At 40.8% G+C, this 15883-nt stretch carries 14 protein-coding genes; 10 read left to right on the top strand and 4 right to left on the bottom strand.

The window, feature by feature from the left end:
- Positions 1-21: 21 nt before the first annotated feature.
- Entirely contained in the window at positions 22-2268 is a 2247-nt protein-coding gene (lptD, locus tag H3302_RS13025) for an LPS assembly protein LptD (protein WP_065979656.1), read from the bottom strand.
- A 103-nt stretch (positions 2269-2371) separates the two neighbouring features.
- Between lptD and H3302_RS13020 the strand changes: the two genes are divergently transcribed.
- The 3 genes from H3302_RS13020 to djlA are packed head-to-tail and all read left to right on the top strand — an operon-like array spanning position 2372 to position 4908.
- Positions 2372-3373, top strand: a complete 1002-nt coding sequence (locus tag H3302_RS13020; protein ID WP_065979657.1) for an aminoglycoside phosphotransferase family protein — start codon at positions 2372-2374, stop codon at positions 3371-3373.
- Entirely contained in the window at positions 3370-4029 is a 660-nt protein-coding gene (gene murU / locus H3302_RS13015) for an N-acetylmuramate alpha-1-phosphate uridylyltransferase MurU (protein ID WP_065979658.1), read from the top strand. The genes H3302_RS13020 and murU overlap by 4 nt, the downstream gene beginning before the upstream one ends.
- A gap of 18 nt (positions 4030-4047) precedes the next feature.
- Positions 4048-4908, top strand: a complete 861-nt coding sequence (gene djlA / locus H3302_RS13010) for a co-chaperone DjlA (protein ID WP_065979659.1) — start codon at positions 4048-4050, stop codon at positions 4906-4908.
- Here the strand turns inward: djlA and H3302_RS13005 are convergent.
- From H3302_RS13005 to rapA, 3 genes are all read right to left on the bottom strand, one after another.
- A complete protein-coding gene (locus H3302_RS13005; RefSeq protein WP_182395453.1) occupies positions 4891-5814 on the bottom strand; it encodes a DUF3530 family protein in 924 nt (307 codons plus the stop codon). The genes djlA and H3302_RS13005 overlap by 18 nt on opposite strands.
- A 59-nt stretch (positions 5815-5873) precedes the next feature.
- Entirely contained in the window at positions 5874-6527 is a 654-nt protein-coding gene (rluA, locus tag H3302_RS13000) for a bifunctional tRNA pseudouridine(32) synthase/23S rRNA pseudouridine(746) synthase RluA (RefSeq protein ID WP_074988943.1), read from the bottom strand.
- Between the two features lie 421 nt (positions 6528-6948).
- Complete coding sequence (gene rapA, locus H3302_RS12995; RefSeq protein ID WP_182395451.1) at positions 6949-9843, bottom strand: RNA polymerase-associated protein RapA; 2895 nt, start codon at positions 9841-9843, stop codon at positions 6949-6951.
- 298 nt (positions 9844-10141) lie between these two features.
- Between rapA and H3302_RS12990 the strand changes: the two genes are divergently transcribed.
- The 7 genes from H3302_RS12990 to H3302_RS12960 all read left to right on the top strand — a co-directional run bounded on the left by H3302_RS12990 (position 10142) and on the right by H3302_RS12960 (position 15882).
- Entirely contained in the window at positions 10142-11506 is a 1365-nt protein-coding gene (locus tag H3302_RS12990; RefSeq protein WP_074988941.1) for a PhoH family protein, read from the top strand.
- Complete coding sequence (locus tag H3302_RS12985) at positions 11506-12888, top strand: PhoH family protein (RefSeq protein ID WP_130166806.1); 1383 nt, start codon at positions 11506-11508, stop codon at positions 12886-12888. Before H3302_RS12990 ends, H3302_RS12985 begins: the two co-directional genes overlap by 1 nt.
- 194 nt (positions 12889-13082) lie before the next feature.
- Positions 13083-13445: a hypothetical protein gene (locus H3302_RS12980; RefSeq protein WP_016708261.1), complete on the top strand. Its 363-nt coding sequence runs from the start codon at positions 13083-13085 to the stop codon at positions 13443-13445.
- Positions 13446-13653: 208 nt separating this feature from the next.
- Positions 13654-14691: a hypothetical protein gene (locus tag H3302_RS12975; RefSeq protein WP_016708260.1), complete on the top strand. Its 1038-nt coding sequence runs from the start codon at positions 13654-13656 to the stop codon at positions 14689-14691.
- On the top strand, positions 14688-15005 hold the full coding sequence (locus tag H3302_RS12970) for a hypothetical protein (RefSeq protein WP_045979610.1): 318 nt from the start codon (positions 14688-14690) through the stop codon (positions 15003-15005). The genes H3302_RS12975 and H3302_RS12970 overlap by 4 nt, the downstream gene beginning before the upstream one ends.
- A 13-nt stretch (positions 15006-15018) precedes the next feature.
- Positions 15019-15366: a hypothetical protein gene (locus H3302_RS12965; protein ID WP_045979609.1), complete on the top strand. Its 348-nt coding sequence runs from the start codon at positions 15019-15021 to the stop codon at positions 15364-15366.
- Positions 15367-15522: 156 nt separating this feature from the next.
- Entirely contained in the window at positions 15523-15882 is a 360-nt protein-coding gene (locus H3302_RS12960) for a hypothetical protein (RefSeq protein WP_062566154.1), read from the top strand.
- Position 15883: the final 1 nt, after the last annotated feature.

Here is a 15883-nt window from a genome sequence, read left to right as displayed (position 1 = left end):
CTTGCTAATAGTACTGCGGTACTAGTTATTAAGAAAATACGGTCTACGATAGCCAAAAATACCTTGTTGTAATAATTTTTGTGCATCATAACGGCTTTTACTACCAAGTCCTTTTAACACGATATTGAAGCCAATACTGGTATCAAAAGTGGCTTGCTCTTGGCCAATCGCTTGATTCAAATCGGTTTCGATTTGACGACGGCCAGTGATTTGAAACGCCCAGCAGCACGATTCATACTGCAGGCCGCTGAAAACCTCAATGCTACGACCACTTTCTAAATCGCGGTGATAGCTGCCAACAAACTGCCAATCATGTGTTAGCGGAATGCTGGTAAATAGACCAACTTGCTCGATTGTATTGCCTGAGACATCATTTGCATAGCGATGGTTCAATTGTACGAGCTGTTTATCGTCACCTTTATAATCTAAAGTGATATTTGACTGGATTATTTCTTTACCATCGGTGTCATATTGAATCCCCCCAGATAAATACCAGCGACGGTGCCAATGTAACATGGTTTGCGCGGCAAACAAGGCATTGTAGTTTGTATCAGACTGAATCCCTTGCGAAGTCGGTTTGGCATCATCGCTTAAATAAAAGATTTGCCCAGCACTGAAATTAAACACTTCTTCATTGTCGCTGCTAAATAAGCGCGTTGTTGCACCTAAAGTAAATTGATTTGCGGTTGCTATGCGGTCGATGCTCGAAAAGCGACGATCTCTAAACAAACCAAAAAAGTCATCTTGTAACTTGGTGGTATCGTAAAGGCCAATATTCGACTGGTCTTTATTGGGTGTATACAAATACTGAATTTGAGGTTCTAACGTTTGAATGCCTTCTTTGAAGAAAAAAGCGGTTTCACGTTCAAAGTTTAGTTGGCTGTATAAACGTACTTTTGGCAGTGTACGTGTGACTTTTTCTTCAAAGTCAGTGCCCGTTAGATCACCGTGTTGATTATAAGTGGTGTGTAATAGGCTTACTTCAGATAAAAAAGACCACGCATACTCTTGATACCCCAAACTGGCTTTTGGTTCAATGTGAAGGCGGCTTGCTTCATCAATCACTGCATTGTTATTGGTAAAGTAGCTAAGTTCACCGTCGAGTGTTAAATCGACACCATAAAAGTCGTATGGGTTAGTTTGTGAAAAACTAATTTGTGGTAATGCTGCATAAGATTCACGGTGATCACCGAGCACTTCAAAGCTTTGAAGTTTGATGTCGGTACGCCACGTATCACCTAAATGCGTTAGTGAGCCTGTACGATATAACTGGGTATCTGTGCGAGTGGCATAATTCGAGTTTAAATCGGTTAAGTAGTTATCATCGCTCACATTGGTAATATCAATGTTGCCGCGCCAGTTCTCACCAAAATAACTTTGCTGTTGCCAGTGAAATAAATAGCGCGAGTCAACACTTGGCTCTTCGTCGTCTTTATCAAGGTACTCTACAGCGATTAAACCGTTATTTTGCTCTGTTAAATAACGAAACTCACCAATCATTTGTAAGCCACGCTTAGACATATAGCGTGGCGTAATTGTTGCGTCGTAATTTGGCGCTATATTCCAATAATACGGCGTGATAGTTTCAAGACCGTAGCGACCAGAGCTTGAGAAATTAGGTGTTAATAATCCTGACTTACGGCGGTCATCTAATGGAAAAGTGAAATAAGGGATATACAACACGGGCGTATCGAATACGCGTAATACGGTATTGTGAGTTTCACCCCAGCCATCTTCACTCGATAAATCAATTTCATCTGCTTCAATTGCCCATACCGGTGTTTCGCCCGGACAGGTAGTAAAGCTTGCGTTCATAAGGTTTAGGCCAGACTCATTGACTGTCAGTTTTTCTGCGCCACCATGACCGAGTTGGTCGGTGAGCTTATAGTCAGCGCCAAGTAGGCTTAATTCAGAGTTATTTAAATCTGCGTTGAGCCCAGAGCTATTAATTTGGCTAACTTTATCGCGATAAACGATAGGGCCGGTTGCATTAAGTAGACCACGTTGTTTGTCAATCAGTGCACTTTGTGCGGACAAATTCATCGTTAGGGTGTTAATATCTACATTACCGGTAAATTCTGCGCTTTGGGTACCCAATAGTTCAATATCATCGGATTTGATATCGATCATATTAAGTTCAAGGCCAGGGAGCGGTTGCCAAGCTCTGGTTTGCATTGAAGTGCCACAAAAGTTGTGTGCCAGTTCAGTTTCGGCGAACGATGGTGCGCTAAGTACGCTTAGCATCATTATGCCCCAGGTTTTGCTCATTTAATGACCTTAATGCTCTTTGGTTGGATATAAGCTAGACATAATAAAGGAAAACAATGGCAAATACAGTAATTGACTTAGTGAAAAATAGATATCTTACTAAATGAATCGTTATAAAAGTTTACAGCAGTTTTTAAATCCTCATTTTAAGGAGGATGAATATCAATTAGCAGCCATCACTGGCGATGCGAGTTTTCGTCGGTATTTTCGTATTAATACCGCAGAACAAAGCTTCATTGTGATGGATTCTGATCCTGATAAATTAGATAACACGCCCTATATCGAACTAAACAAAGTGTTCTCTAAACATGGTTTTAAATTACCAAAAATTCTTCAGGCTGATGAAAAGAAAGGCTTCTTTTTACTGAGTGATTTAGGCAATACACATTTAGCTGACTTACTTGGCGATGAAGACCGCACGCTACATTATAAGCATCTCATAAAGCTCAGTGCACAATGGGCGCAAACACCGCCTGCTCAATATATGAAAGTGTTTGATGATGACTTTTTGCAATTTGAATTGAGCATTTTTAGCGAATGGCTTGTTGATGCGTTTATTGATTGTTCGTTGTCGGATGAGCAAACACAGATGTGGCAAGATGCCTGTCAACTGCTGGTCAATAATGCGCTGGCGCAACCTATTGTGACCGTACACCGTGATTTTCATAGTAGAAATATTATGCGTACAGGACAGCAGTGGGCGATTATTGACTACCAAGATGCAGTGCAGGGGCCAGTGTGTTATGACTTAGTGTCGTTACTTCGAGATTGCTACTTTCAACTTCCTGAACATGAACTCGACTATTTACTGCATTTTGCCTATGACGAATTTACCAAGCAGCAGTTAATTCACGGTATTACGTTTGAGGAATTCAAACGGTGGTTTGATTTAACAGGAATACAGCGTCACTTGAAAGCGGCCGGTATTTTTTGCCGTTTAAAATTACGCGATGGAAAATCTGGCTATTTAAATAATGTGCTGCCAACGCTTCAGTATATTAGTAATGTAAGTAAAGATTACCCAGAGTTAAGTGCACTCAGTGAGTGGATTGAACACACTATCATTGTGCAGACTAAAAAGCGGTTAGACAAAGAGATTAAATGAAAGCAATGATTTTAGCGGCAGGCCGTGGAAAACGCATGATGCCGTTGACTAGTACGCTGCCTAAACCGATGTTAAAAGTGGCAGGTAAACCATTATTAGCACACCACATTATTAACTTACGCCAAGCAGGCATTGTTGATATTGTCATAAACCTTGCGTGGCAAGGAGATAAAATAAAGCAGTATTTTGGCAATGGCGAAGCGTTTGGTGTCACCATACAGTACAGCCAAGAGTGCGAAGGTGGGCTTGAAACAGCCGGTGGCATACTTCACGCTTTGCCTTTGCTTGGCGAGCACTTTGTGGTGATTAACGGGGATGTATTTACTGATTACGATATGACGTCACTCACACAACTGCATTTAGAACCCGGCGAAGCGCACCTTGTTTTGGTTGAAAACCCGGCCCACAATCCTGACGGTGATTTTGCGTTACGCCATTTAGGTCCCGATAGTCAAAAGTACACGTTTTCAGGTATCAGCCGTTTTCATGCTGACTTTTTTAAAGGCCTAACACCGGGTGTGCTTGCACTAGGGCCTATCCTGCGTGAGAAGCTGGCAGAGTATCAAGTATCCACTGAGCTGTACCTTGGTCAGTGGGACGACATAGGCACACCAGCCAGACTCGACGAACTAAACCAGCGCTTAGCTGTAAAATAACAACGAGGGTTTATCATTATGTGGGGAAAAGTACTGGGGTTCTGTTTTGGCTTTATGTTTGGCCGGTTTGTTGGCGCTTTGCTGGGGTTGTACCTTGGTCACATGTTTGATCGCAGCTTAAAACAAGACTTTGATAAAGCGGGCGGTTTCTCCGGCCTGTTTAAAGGTGATGATATTAATGAACGTCAAGCGCTGTTTTTTTCAAGCTGCTTTGCGGTTATGGGTCATATTGCCAAATCAAATGGTCGAGTCAGTGAAACGCACATTAAAGCTGCGAGTGTCTTTATGAATGAAATGGGCTTGTCGGGTGATGAGCGCCGTGAAGCACAAGATGCATTTCGAAGCGGTAAAGAAGCCGATTTTTCACTAAAAGAAACGGTTCATGATTTTAAAGAACGTTTTGCCCGTCGTCATGACTTGCTGCAATTGTTTCTAGAAATTCAAATACAAATGGCATTCTCTGATGGTCATCTTGCAGAACAAGAAAAACAATTATTGCACGAGGTGAGTAAACAGTTAGGAATTTCGCGCACACAATTTTCATTCTTACTAAAACGTTACCAAGCTGAATTTGCATTTCGTCAGCAGCAACAGCGCTTTTATGAGCAACAAAACCAACAACACAGTACTCATAATGAGCAACATGGTCATCGAGTCCCGCCAAACAATAGCATGAACCGTGCTCAGGCACTTGCGTTACTTGGCTTAAGTAAGGATGCGTCTGCGCGTGATATTAAAGTAGCTTATCGTAAGCTCATGGCACAGCATCACCCTGATAAGCTGGTATCGCAAGGGCTACCTAAGCACATGATGGAAGTCGCGGTGAAGAAAAGCCAAGATATTCAAGCCGCTTATGAATATTTAAAGAAGGCGGCGTAAAAAGCCGTCGACTTCTTTGAGCAACCGCTCGTGTTGCTCAGGTTCTGTGGGGGTTCCGAACAATTCTCGTTGTCGATAATCATATTTAGCGTTGCGCCTAACCCAGCGTTTTCTATCGTCGACGCTTTGAAGTGTGTCTGGGTTACCTTCACTGTAGAAAATATCTAATAGTGGTGGGCTAATGGTCGACAACGTGGCATTGAGATGCTGGTTTCGAATACTGTTTGGAAGGTAGCTTCCTAAACTAATAAAGGCATTCAACTCGTTATTGGGAAAGCTTGCATAGTGCTCAATAAGTAGCCCAGCACTGGCACCCTGTGCCAGTACTATAATGTTGCCACCTTCATCCATCGCGCTGTTATACAAAGCATTGAATCTAGCAATTAACTTTAGTTTGTAATCATCAAGTATCGCTTCACTTATGTTTGGCTTCGCTGAGACAAAGTGAGGCGCTTGTTGTGTTTGGGCTGGTGGAGCTGAGTCAGCTTGCTGATTATTTTGCGTTGTTGACTCAGTTTCAGAGTTATCAGTGGGCTCTGGCATCGCCATATCGGCAGGGTGCCAGTCAATATCAGGCATTGTCATAGCGAGTGTCGAATAGCCAATATCATTTAATTGCTTACGTAAAAAGTTGATCCCCGCATTATTGGTAGGCACGTCTTGCCAGTCTGGAATAATTAACACGATGCCACGTTGTGTTGGCGCCATAGATTGACGATATAAACTAATGAACTCATCTTCACCGGCCAGTAAAGTACGCACTTCATCGCTGGGTAAAAAACGTTGAATATCGTTTGTAACGAGGCTTGACCAAGGCGAAGGTTTAATAAAATCAGCCCCATTCACTGTGCTAACTAGCGCAAAACTGGCTGCGAAAAGTAACGTCTGTAAAGGGGATAAAGTCATGCCGATATCACTTAATTAAGGTCTAGGTATGTATCGGCAAGTCGGCGTAAATATTTAGTTTAAAATTCTGGAGCAGCTTCAAACACCATTTTTTCATCACTGGCAGGGTGAGTTAAACTCAGCATTTCTGCATGAAGTTGCAAACGAGGAGCCAGCGCTAATGCTTCTGAGTGGGCATACAGTCTATCCCCTAAAATTGGGTGACCTAAAGACAGCATGTGCACACGTAGTTGGTGAGAGCGCCCTGTAATTGGGGTCAGCTCAACGCGCGTTGCCTGAGCTTCATGCTCAAGTACTTTAAAGTGTGTTAATGAAGGCTTGCCTTTGTCGTGATCAACCATTTGTTTAGGGCGGTTAGGCCAATCACAAATAAGCGGTAAATCGACGGAACCTGTTTGCTGTTCAAGCTTACCAAATACACGCGCAACATAGCGTTTGGCGGTTTTTCTATCTTGAAACTGAATACTTAGATTGCGATGTGCTTCTTTATGCATCGCTAAACAAATAATCCCTGAGGTTGCCATATCTAAGCGATGAACAATTTTAGCGTTAGGAAATACGCGGTTAACGCGTGCAATAAGGCAATCGGCATGTTTTGGGTCCTTACCCGGCACCGTAAGTAAACCACTTGGTTTATTGACGATCAGTAAATCATCATCTTGATAAACAATGCTCAAATAGGGGGTCATTGGGGGATTATAATTGAGTAACACAGCCAGCCTCGATGATATGCAAGGGCGTTATTTTAAAGGAGTATCAATGCTTACACAATGCTAGGAGTGGTTTTGAATTGTTATCCGATATACAGTTGCTTACTTAGCGAATTTGCAAAACAGGAGTCATTGAATGTTTTTTTTGGGCCGTATTCGCAGTAAGCCTTGCACACGATGCGGATTACACGTTAACGACCGCGAACCTGAGTGTTGGCACTGCAAAGACCTTACTGACTTACAAGCTGTGTATTTAAAAAAAGCTTAAACAGAAGATGTCATTAAGAAAAATAAAGGCTTAGCCGCTCTCTTTTGCAAATTAGCCGCCGTCGCGTTGGTGATAAGCCTCGCTGCGTTTTTAATATAAAAAACGCGATGTGGGATGACATCGCGTTGCTTATTTATACGTTTTACGTCACTCGCTCTAGTGCGACACAACAATCAAACGAATCGCATCTAATTTAACTTGGGCTTTTTCAATATAGGTCGTCAGGTCACTGCGTTGTTTATCAAAGAAGCTAAGCTCTTCATCACGAATATTCGGATTAATTTGTTTAAGCGCGGTTAAACGGGCTTGCTCTTCACCTAATGCGGTATGCATTTTTTCTAATGACTCAACACGCAATGCGTCGAGTTTTGTTTGGGCTAACCCCTGAGCGCTGGTGATCATTGGGTGAATGGCACTTTGTAGCGCACTGGCTAACTTGCTTGCCGTTTGACGACCAACCGCAGAAAGCTGTTGGTTAAAGGCATCAAAGGCAACATTATCGGCTAAGTTATTGCTGCTTTTATCAAGTAAAACACGAATAGGAGTCGGCGGTAAGAAACGACCTACCTGTAATGACTTCGGTGCCATGGCTTCTGCAATGAAGATAAGCTCAACAAAAAATGTACCCGCAGGGAGTTTTTTGTTTTTCAGCAGGGCAACCGATGCTGTACCAAAGTCATCATCGCAAATCATGTCTAAACTGCCTTGCACCATCGGGTGATCCCAGCTGATAAAATGCGCATCTTCTTGCGATAGTGCAGTTGCACGGTCAAAGGTCACGGTAATACCGTCATCTTTTAAGCAAGGGAAAGAGGGATTCAACATATGCTCGGTTGGTTTTAAGATAATGGTATTTTCACCTTTATCTTCTTGGCTTACACCAAAAGTGTCGAACACATTGATCATGTAACTTGGCAATGTAAACTGGTCATCTAGCTCTTCGATATCAGCGACTAAGCTTTCAGCACGGCCTTGACCACTTGAGTGCAGCTCTAATAAACGGTCACGACCACTTTCCATTTGTTTGCGCAGTTTTGCATTTTGGCTAGCAACTTGTTCGAGTAGTGGGTCTAGCTCTTCTTCATCACAATTATGTGTACCAATGAATTCAAGCAGCTCTTCACCGAATTCTTTATACAACATTTGCCCTGTGGTTGATGTTGTTTCAAACGCATCTAGGCCTTCGTTATACCAGCGTAGCAAGACTTCTTGTGCTGTATTTTCAAAGTAAGGCACATGAATGTTTACATCTTGCGTTTGACCAATACGGTCAAGGCGACCAATACGTTGCTCTAACAAATCAGGGTTCAAAGGTAAATCAAAGAGCACTAAATGATGTGAGAACTGGAAGTTACGGCCTTCTGAACCAATCTCTGAACACAGAAGGATTTGTGCGCTGTCGTATTCATCAGCAAAAAATGCCGCAGCACGGTCACGCTCAACAATCGACATACCTTCATGGAACACAGATGCTTTAATGGCTTCGCGCTCTCGTAAAATTTGTTCAAGGCTAATCGCTGTTTCAGCTTTAGCACAAATTAGCAGGACTTTTTCGTGTTTTAGTGTTTTTAATGTTTCAATTAACCAGTCAACACGTGGGTCGAAGGCGCCCCAACTGGCGTTTTCACCTTCAAATTCTTGAAATATTTTTTCTGGGAATAACGCGCGCAGGGCGCTTAGTTCAGCACTTTGAATGCCGCCTATATTCCCTAATACCGACATTGCGGTTTTATATTGCTTTGGCATCGCCATTGGGTAAGCGTGGAGTTTACGGCTAGGGTAACCATCAATACCGCTGCGGCTATTTCTGAACAAAATACGGCCGGTACCATGGCGGTCCAGTAGCATTGATAAAATTTCGTTGCGCGCGGTTTCATCACCTTGCTCAGCTTTAGCAAGCACCTCAGTGATATCGGTTTCTTTTAATAAGGCTTTTAATGTCTCGCGAGCCGTGTCATCTAAGCGTTGCTCACTGAGTAGTTGATTAGCAGCTTCTGCGACATCTTTGTAGTTACTTTCTTCTTCAACAAAAGCATCGTAATCATAAAAACGATCAGGGTCGAGTAATTGCAAACGCGCAAAGTGGCTGCGGTGGCCTAATTGATCGGGTGTAGCTGTTAGTAAAATAAGGCCTGGAATATCTTGGCTAAGTTCAGCCATGCGTTGATATTCTGTGCTTGGTTTACCATTTGTAATACTCAAATGGTGCGCTTCATCAACCACGAGTAAATCCCAATCGGCTAATGTTGCTTGTTCAAACCAGCGTTTTTTCTTGCTTAAAAATTCAAGGCTAGTAAGTACTAACTGTTCTGTTTCGAATACATTCGGTGAGTCTGCGAATGCTTCATCACAACGTTCCTCATCAAAAATAGAGAAACGTAAATTAAAGCGACGAAGCATCTCAACGAGCCATTGGTGTTGCAGGTTTTCAGGCACCACAATTAATACACGGCTAGCTCGGGCACTAATGATTTGTTGATGTAAAATCATCCCCGCTTCAATGGTTTTACCAAGGCCCACTTCATCTGACAATAAAACACGCGGCGCGAAACGTTTACCCACTTCTTGTGCAATATAAAGCTGGTGAGGTATTAGGTTGGCACGTTGACCAATTAAGCCTTTTAAAGGTGATTGCTGACGCTCAAACTGGTGCTGCCAAGTTTGATAGCGAAGGGTGTAACGATCAAAACGGTCTACTTGGCCTGCAAATAAGCGGTCTTGCGGTTTATTAAATTTAATAAAGTGATCTAAAAAGGTCTCTTTTAACTGAACTTTTTCACCGTTATCAACACGTGTACCGTGGTAGCATAAAAGCTCACCTTGTTCTTCAACTGACTCTACTTCAAGTTCCCACTCTTCAACGCTGCGAATAACATCGCCTGGATTAAATGCGACACGAGTAACAGGTGCTTCTGTTAAAGAATAAACTCTGTTTTCACCACTGGCTGGAAATAAAATGCTGACCTGACGGCCTTCAAGGGCAACTACGGTGCCTAATCCTAAATCTGACTCAGTATCACTGATCCAACGCTGACCTAAGGAAAAATTCATGTATGTCTCGTCTATGAAGAAAAAGGCGGCTATGTTACCTGTAACATCAGGCTACTTCAAGGCAGTAAACTCGCCGCACACAATTAAATTTAGTCAACCTTTTTAAGTCAATATTACAGGTAAATTTTGTATGTATTTTAACCACTTAAATAATTGTAATTTTGGCTGTCATAAAAAGGACTTTTGCTGCAAATAGACTAAACTGAGTATATACCTAACAAATAAATAACCGCTTTAATCGCTGCTTGTTTAGTTAATTGGGTATAGCATAAAAATCATAAAACGTAAGGAAAGTGCTATGGAAAAAGCTTCGAACCTTGATAGTAAAATGTATGTGCTCGATACCAATGTCTTACTCCACGAACCCCTCGCTTATTTATCTTTTCAAGAACACGATGTTGTTGTCCCGATGACCGTATTAGAAGAGCTCGATCATATAAAGGATAGAAAACATGATGTTAGCCGTGATGCTCGTGTTGCAATTCGTGGTTTGGATGAAATACTCAAAGACGCCTCACCAGAGCAAATGTTGCAAGGTGTCGCGTTGCCAAGTAATAAAAAGGCGAAAACAGAGTCTCGCGGTCGTTTAATTATTGTCAATGACCATTTATTTGCCGATAGCATTTCAGGGTTACCAGGCAACGAAAATGATCACCGCATAATTAACTGCGCGGTACATTTACAAAAACAGCACAGTGATAGCAAAGTTGTGCTAGTTACCAAAGACATCAACATGCGCCTTAAAGCGAAAGGAGCAGGGCTGAAGTTTGTTGAAGACTATCGCACAGACCAATTAATTGATGATATTGCGCTATTAACCAGCGGCTACAAAAAAATAGAAGGTGATTTTTGGCAACATGTCGGTGAGTGTGAAACTGAGCAACAAGGACGCGACACTTACCATCATATAGCAAAGAGTACCATAAGTGATGTGTTTTATAACGAGTATATACTTGATAGCAGCGACCATTTTGCGGCACGAGTAAAAAGCTACGACGATAAAACCATTACTTTAAAAGACATTAGTGTCGAACGTCTAATGAACCAAACTGCGTGGGGCGTTAAGCCAAAAAATGTGTACCAAGGCATGGCGCTTGATGCTTTACTAGACCCAACTATTGAACTGGTTATTTTAACCGGCCCTGCAGGCTGTGGTAAAACTCTACTTGCCCTTGCCAGCGCACTTGAAATGATTATTGAAAAAGGCATTTACGATAAAGTTATCGTAACCCGAAATACCCCCGAAATAGCTGAATCAATAGGCTTTTTACCTGGTACCGAAGAAGAGAAAATGGCCCCTTGGCTTGCTGCCATAACCGATACCCTAGAAGTGTTACACAAAGGCGATGAAAACCCGGTATCTAGTCGCAACTACATTATGGAAAAAGCCAACATGCAGTTTAAGTCGGTTAACTTTATGCGAGGAAGAAGTATTCAAAATGCCGTGGTGATTTTACAACCCCGAATTGGGGGTATTTTAAAGTTTTTACCCCCTTGTTTTTATTGGCCTGTAGAAAAAGTAAAAAGAATTTCCAAAAAAATTGATTACCTTAGCTACTCTGAGCAGTCTCTCAACAATAAACCTTTACTCAAAATTTGTAATTTACAAGAAAAGTACAACACAAAGCCTAGCAACGATTCAATCTTTTGGGAGGCTGCGTAATGAAAAGCTCTATTGATAATCGAAATCCTCGTGTACTAGACACATCTGCATTAGTACATGATCCAAAATCTATTTTTAGCTACAAAGATGATATTTACATCTGTCTAACTGTCCTTGAAGAGCTTGATAACCTGAAAGAAAGAACTAATAAATCGGTAAGTGCCGATGCCCGTATGTGCATTAGAATGCTTGAAGACATTATAAATGGACATACAGCCGAGGAAATGGAAATAGGTATTCCTTTACCATCTACCGAAACAGCCCAGAGAGGAAAGCTTTTCATTGGAATTGACACTCAATTGGATCTGGCTAAGGAGTTAAAGCACGGGATAGGAAGTGATGCTGATAACAGAATAATTAATTATGCTTTATATCTTCAAAAAGAACTCAATAAAGACGTAACAATTGTTAGCCGTGATATTAATATGCGATTGAAAGCTCGAACAGTTGGGGTTAGGGCTGAGGACGTTGCCGTAGATAATCAAATATCAGATATTGATCTTTTATACACAGGAGTACAGGCTTTTGAAGGCGATCTTTTTGATCGAATTGAATCAGATAAAGATTTCAAAGTCTCAGGAGAGGTTTATACATTCCCAATAAGCTTGTTCAACGATGAAGTTCAGCCAAACATGTATTGGTACGATGAAGCCGGACACATTGGTCGGATTTCAGAAGTAACAGATACTGAGGTATACACAAAATTATTGCCGCGTAAGCAAGAAAAGATATGGGGCATATTGCCTAAAAACCAGCGTCAGGCGGTAGCTTTAAGCCAATTAACAGACCCTTACTATGATTTAAATATCATCCTTGGTCCTGCTGGCTCCGGAAAAACTTTTTTGGCAGTTGCTTCGGCGCTGCATCAAGTATTGGAGTTGAAAAAGTACAAAAAAATCGTTGTGGTGCGCTCCAGAGACTTTATGGACGACGATCCGGGATTCTTACCGGGGGATTTAACTGAAAAATCAATGCCTCTTCTGGCAGGTATTACTGACGCATTAATTTCGATGCACTCGGATGATAATCATGAAGGAAATATTCACGCTACAGTTGAACATGTGATCGAAAGAGCTAATATAGAATTTACCAGTATGGCTTATTTTCGTGGCCGTTCAATAGACGATGCTGTTTTAATAATTGATGAAGCACAAAATATGACCCGTGCTCAAATTAAAGGAATGCTTAGTCGCGGTGGCAAAAATTGTCGGACAATCGTATTGGGCAACCTAGCCCAGATTGACGATAAGTTTGTAACACCTGCTTCTTCTGGTGCAAGTGCGGCTGTTAATGTGTTTCGTCATTATGAAAAAGGATCAGTGCTGATTTTTGATGAAGTAGAGCGTAGTAGCTTGGCTGAATTCACTGAAAAGAATATGTAGGCATCAAACTACCATTCACATTTCCTTATAATATTGCGACAATGGCCACTGCTTTTTGCAGTGGCTTTTCAGAGAAGCCCGTTCCCACGAAAACAGGACGAAATGGATTTACTCTGAACTAAAAGATTAAATATTCACATAAAAACTGAGTGACATAGGTGCGTGGCCTAGCGTTGCCGTTTTTTGGTGTATTGATGTCTTTTAAAAAAGAAGACCTGCTAGTAAATATAAAAAGGCAGGCAAAACGATTATCTAAATTATTAACTATTCCCCTTGGACAAGCCCAAGAAGGGGCAGCTATTTGTCTATATGGCTGTGACAGTTACAGCGATTTACTAGTAAAAATAAAAGCTGAATCCTTTGACAACCCATTGATAGCACTGTCTGCACTCTCACCAAACTCGGAAATATTTTTAGTAAAAATATTAGCTAGCCACCTAGATAGCATTATTGGAAATTTTGAAAAAAAATTTCCCGGCTCCAATATAAATGAAGAGATGGTCGTATCCTTGTTTGGGCTTAGCTTTTCAGAGTTCAAACTCAAAATATCTACCTAAAGTTGTACAAATACGTAAGTTGTCATTTTGTTTTTTGGCGATATTATAATAAGAAGGCTGAACGGACAGCCTACGCCTACACATGTTTTTCGCCTTGAAAAACGTGAACAGTGAAGCGGAGCATCCGTAAAAATTTGGTTATTTGAACAATAAATAAAGCAATGTGTTGGTAGGCCATTGTTTATTAGAAAGTTGTTTGGAGAACTAAATGATCTCACTTTATCAATTAAAGAATAAACTCAATAAACAAGCAAAAGAGTTTGCTGAGTTATTAGAGTTTCCTGATCTTTACGCCCAAGGCCTGTGGGCTAGAGGTGTTTATAACTGCCCTCATTTTTCTGATACCCATAATAGCCTCACTGAAGCATTTGAACAGAAAAAACTGGATTCAATTCTAAAGCACGATTCCCTGAAATACTTAATGATCAATGAATACGATGATCAAGAAATTATTGAATCGCTTCATAAAGAAATTGAGTCAATGGCAAACCGTATTGAAAGCCTGATGCTGGTAGATATCGAAACATTAGAGTTAGTTTCAGTGATATACCAAGTATTAGGGTTGCCAGAAGATGCCAAGTTTATTGTAAACACTGGTGCTGACTTTAGGCTGGAGTGGCGACCATATTTCGATGCTTTTGATGATCCGTTGATAGTTCAATATGCAGATTTAAAAGTTCATGGTTGTTATTTCAGGCTCATAGCTTCAAAGTTTCCGGTTGAAAAGCTTTCCTTGAATGACATTAAAAAATACATGTACATCAATCATGTAAACCATGATAGTGAGTTCGAAGGCTGTATTTCTGAAGGAAATACATTTTCTAAGCATGAGCACTGGCTGGTGTTGACACTTGAATTATTCCGTAGCGGCAAAGTAAATAAGGCTCAGTTCAATCCAACAACCTTCAAAATCGAAGGTATGCGCTATTTGGTATATGGCTTCCCACTGATTCCTTCCTTTGTATCTGATTGGCACAAACCTGATTTATGTCTACAGGTTAAAAATCTAGATGGTGATCAAAAGTTCATTGTTCGTATCGATCAGCAAGCTCTTGTTTTCCATGCACGACGTGTCGATACCAATTTTTTTAACACCATCGATTATGAAAAATATATTTCGTTGTATCAGTCTAGCGTTCTGTCACATTTTGATGCTGACAACAATTTACTAAAAGTTAATGGAGTTAAGTACCTTAGTTTTTTCCGCCCGTTTTGCCTAGAAGATAAGAAGGAAGCAAAAGCATGAGACCAAGAGTAAAACTAACTAACGCAACACTTATCTCAATTAAATCTGACTTAGAAGATAAGGTTGAACAGGTGCTTTACGCTACTTTTGCTGAGGATAGTAAGAACGGTAAAAAAGGTGAGGCTTTGTTTTCCACGAAAGTCATGGAAGTAAACGGTCTTGAATATAGAACTTTTGGTGCTGACTTTTATATCTTAGATGCAGAACCCCAAAAGTTTGATGTAGATGTATTTGAGTTCAATTTAATGCATGAGTGTATGTACTCTCCAAATGAGCTATTAGAGTTGCGAGAAATGCTCCCTGCTGGCTATTAGTAGGGAGTAACAAATGGACAAAACATATTTAAAGGATGCTTACATACTCTCGGTCTATGACTATAAAGACTTTGAAAAATCATTTCTTGGGGAGTTTTTGTCAGGGGTTGTTATTGACGATGAAACATTCAGATTTCGGCCATTTGAGCAAATGGTAACTTCAAAGATTGTTAGCAAATCTGCTGATGAGGATAAGTTAGAAATATACACACATAGTGAGAGTTGTTATGTGATTGATGCTGACCATAAGTTAATTGATATTTCGTTTGTTGAACTGGTTGTTATGAGGGCGGGAGCTTATTCGGTAGATCGAGTTTTAGAAATGAGAGAGCAACTTAAGTCTCAAAATAAAAGCCATTGAATAACGAAGATAAGAAGTCTGATGAGATTATTATTTGTCACTTACCTCTTTGAAAAAGTTGACGTTAGTCAAATATTCATAAATGTTTACATGACATCAATTTACTTATTCGAAAATTTGTATTAGCATAGACATGTATATTTTTATGAGAATTTTATGTCTAAAGCATTTTCAAAAGTCTTAGTGATAACGCTTATGCTGTTTGCCTTTGTAGGGCAAGCATTTGCGTATTCTGCTATGCCTTGCGAAATGCCATCAGGTTCTCATGAATCACACATGAACATGAACATGAACATGGATCATGGTGATATGAATAAAAGCAGTAATGGTCAATCAGAAGATTGTTGTGACGTTGAATGTATTTGTCCTGCAAATGCTTGCTCATCTACGACAGTCCTAAATTCCAGTGTTGACTCGACAGATATTCAAATATTGAGTGAATCTGTAGCTGCTATGCAATCTAAACAACCTCATTCAATTTCCACTTCCCTTTATCGTCCACCAATTTTTGCCTAAT

It is taken from the genome of Pseudoalteromonas sp. MT33b, assembly GCF_014117385.1.
In the GTDB taxonomy this organism is placed as follows: Bacteria; Pseudomonadota; Gammaproteobacteria; order Enterobacterales; family Alteromonadaceae; genus Pseudoalteromonas; species Pseudoalteromonas lipolytica.
The sequence above is the reverse complement of the archived record's forward strand: the minus strand, read 5'-3'. Positions and strand labels throughout refer to the sequence as shown.

Bases quoted from the DNA above. Each gene is read 5' to 3' on its own strand.
- lptD (WP_065979656.1), bottom strand. From the start codon at position 2,268: ATGAGCAAAACCTGGGGCATAATGATGCTAAGCGTACTTAGCGCACCA.
- H3302_RS13020 (WP_065979657.1), top strand. From the start codon at position 2,372: ATGAATCGTTATAAAAGTTTACAGCAGTTTTTAAATCCTCATTTTAAG.
- murU (WP_065979658.1), top strand. From the start codon at position 3,370: ATGAAAGCAATGATTTTAGCGGCAGGCCGTGGAAAACGCATGATGCCG.
- djlA (WP_065979659.1), top strand. From the start codon at position 4,048: ATGTGGGGAAAAGTACTGGGGTTCTGTTTTGGCTTTATGTTTGGCCGG.
- H3302_RS13005 (WP_182395453.1), bottom strand. From the start codon at position 5,814: ATGACTTTATCCCCTTTACAGACGTTACTTTTCGCAGCCAGTTTTGCG.
- rapA (WP_182395451.1), bottom strand. From the start codon at position 9,843: ATGAATTTTTCCTTAGGTCAGCGTTGGATCAGTGATACTGAGTCAGAT.
- H3302_RS12990 (WP_074988941.1), top strand. From the start codon at position 10,142: ATGGAAAAAGCTTCGAACCTTGATAGTAAAATGTATGTGCTCGATACC.
- H3302_RS12985 (WP_130166806.1), top strand. From the start codon at position 11,506: ATGAAAAGCTCTATTGATAATCGAAATCCTCGTGTACTAGACACATCT.
- H3302_RS12980 (WP_016708261.1), top strand. From the start codon at position 13,083: ATGTCTTTTAAAAAAGAAGACCTGCTAGTAAATATAAAAAGGCAGGCA.
- H3302_RS12975 (WP_016708260.1), top strand. From the start codon at position 13,654: ATGATCTCACTTTATCAATTAAAGAATAAACTCAATAAACAAGCAAAA.
- H3302_RS12970 (WP_045979610.1), top strand. From the start codon at position 14,688: ATGAGACCAAGAGTAAAACTAACTAACGCAACACTTATCTCAATTAAA.
- H3302_RS12965 (WP_045979609.1), top strand. From the start codon at position 15,019: ATGGACAAAACATATTTAAAGGATGCTTACATACTCTCGGTCTATGAC.
- H3302_RS12960 (WP_062566154.1), top strand. From the start codon at position 15,523: ATGTCTAAAGCATTTTCAAAAGTCTTAGTGATAACGCTTATGCTGTTT.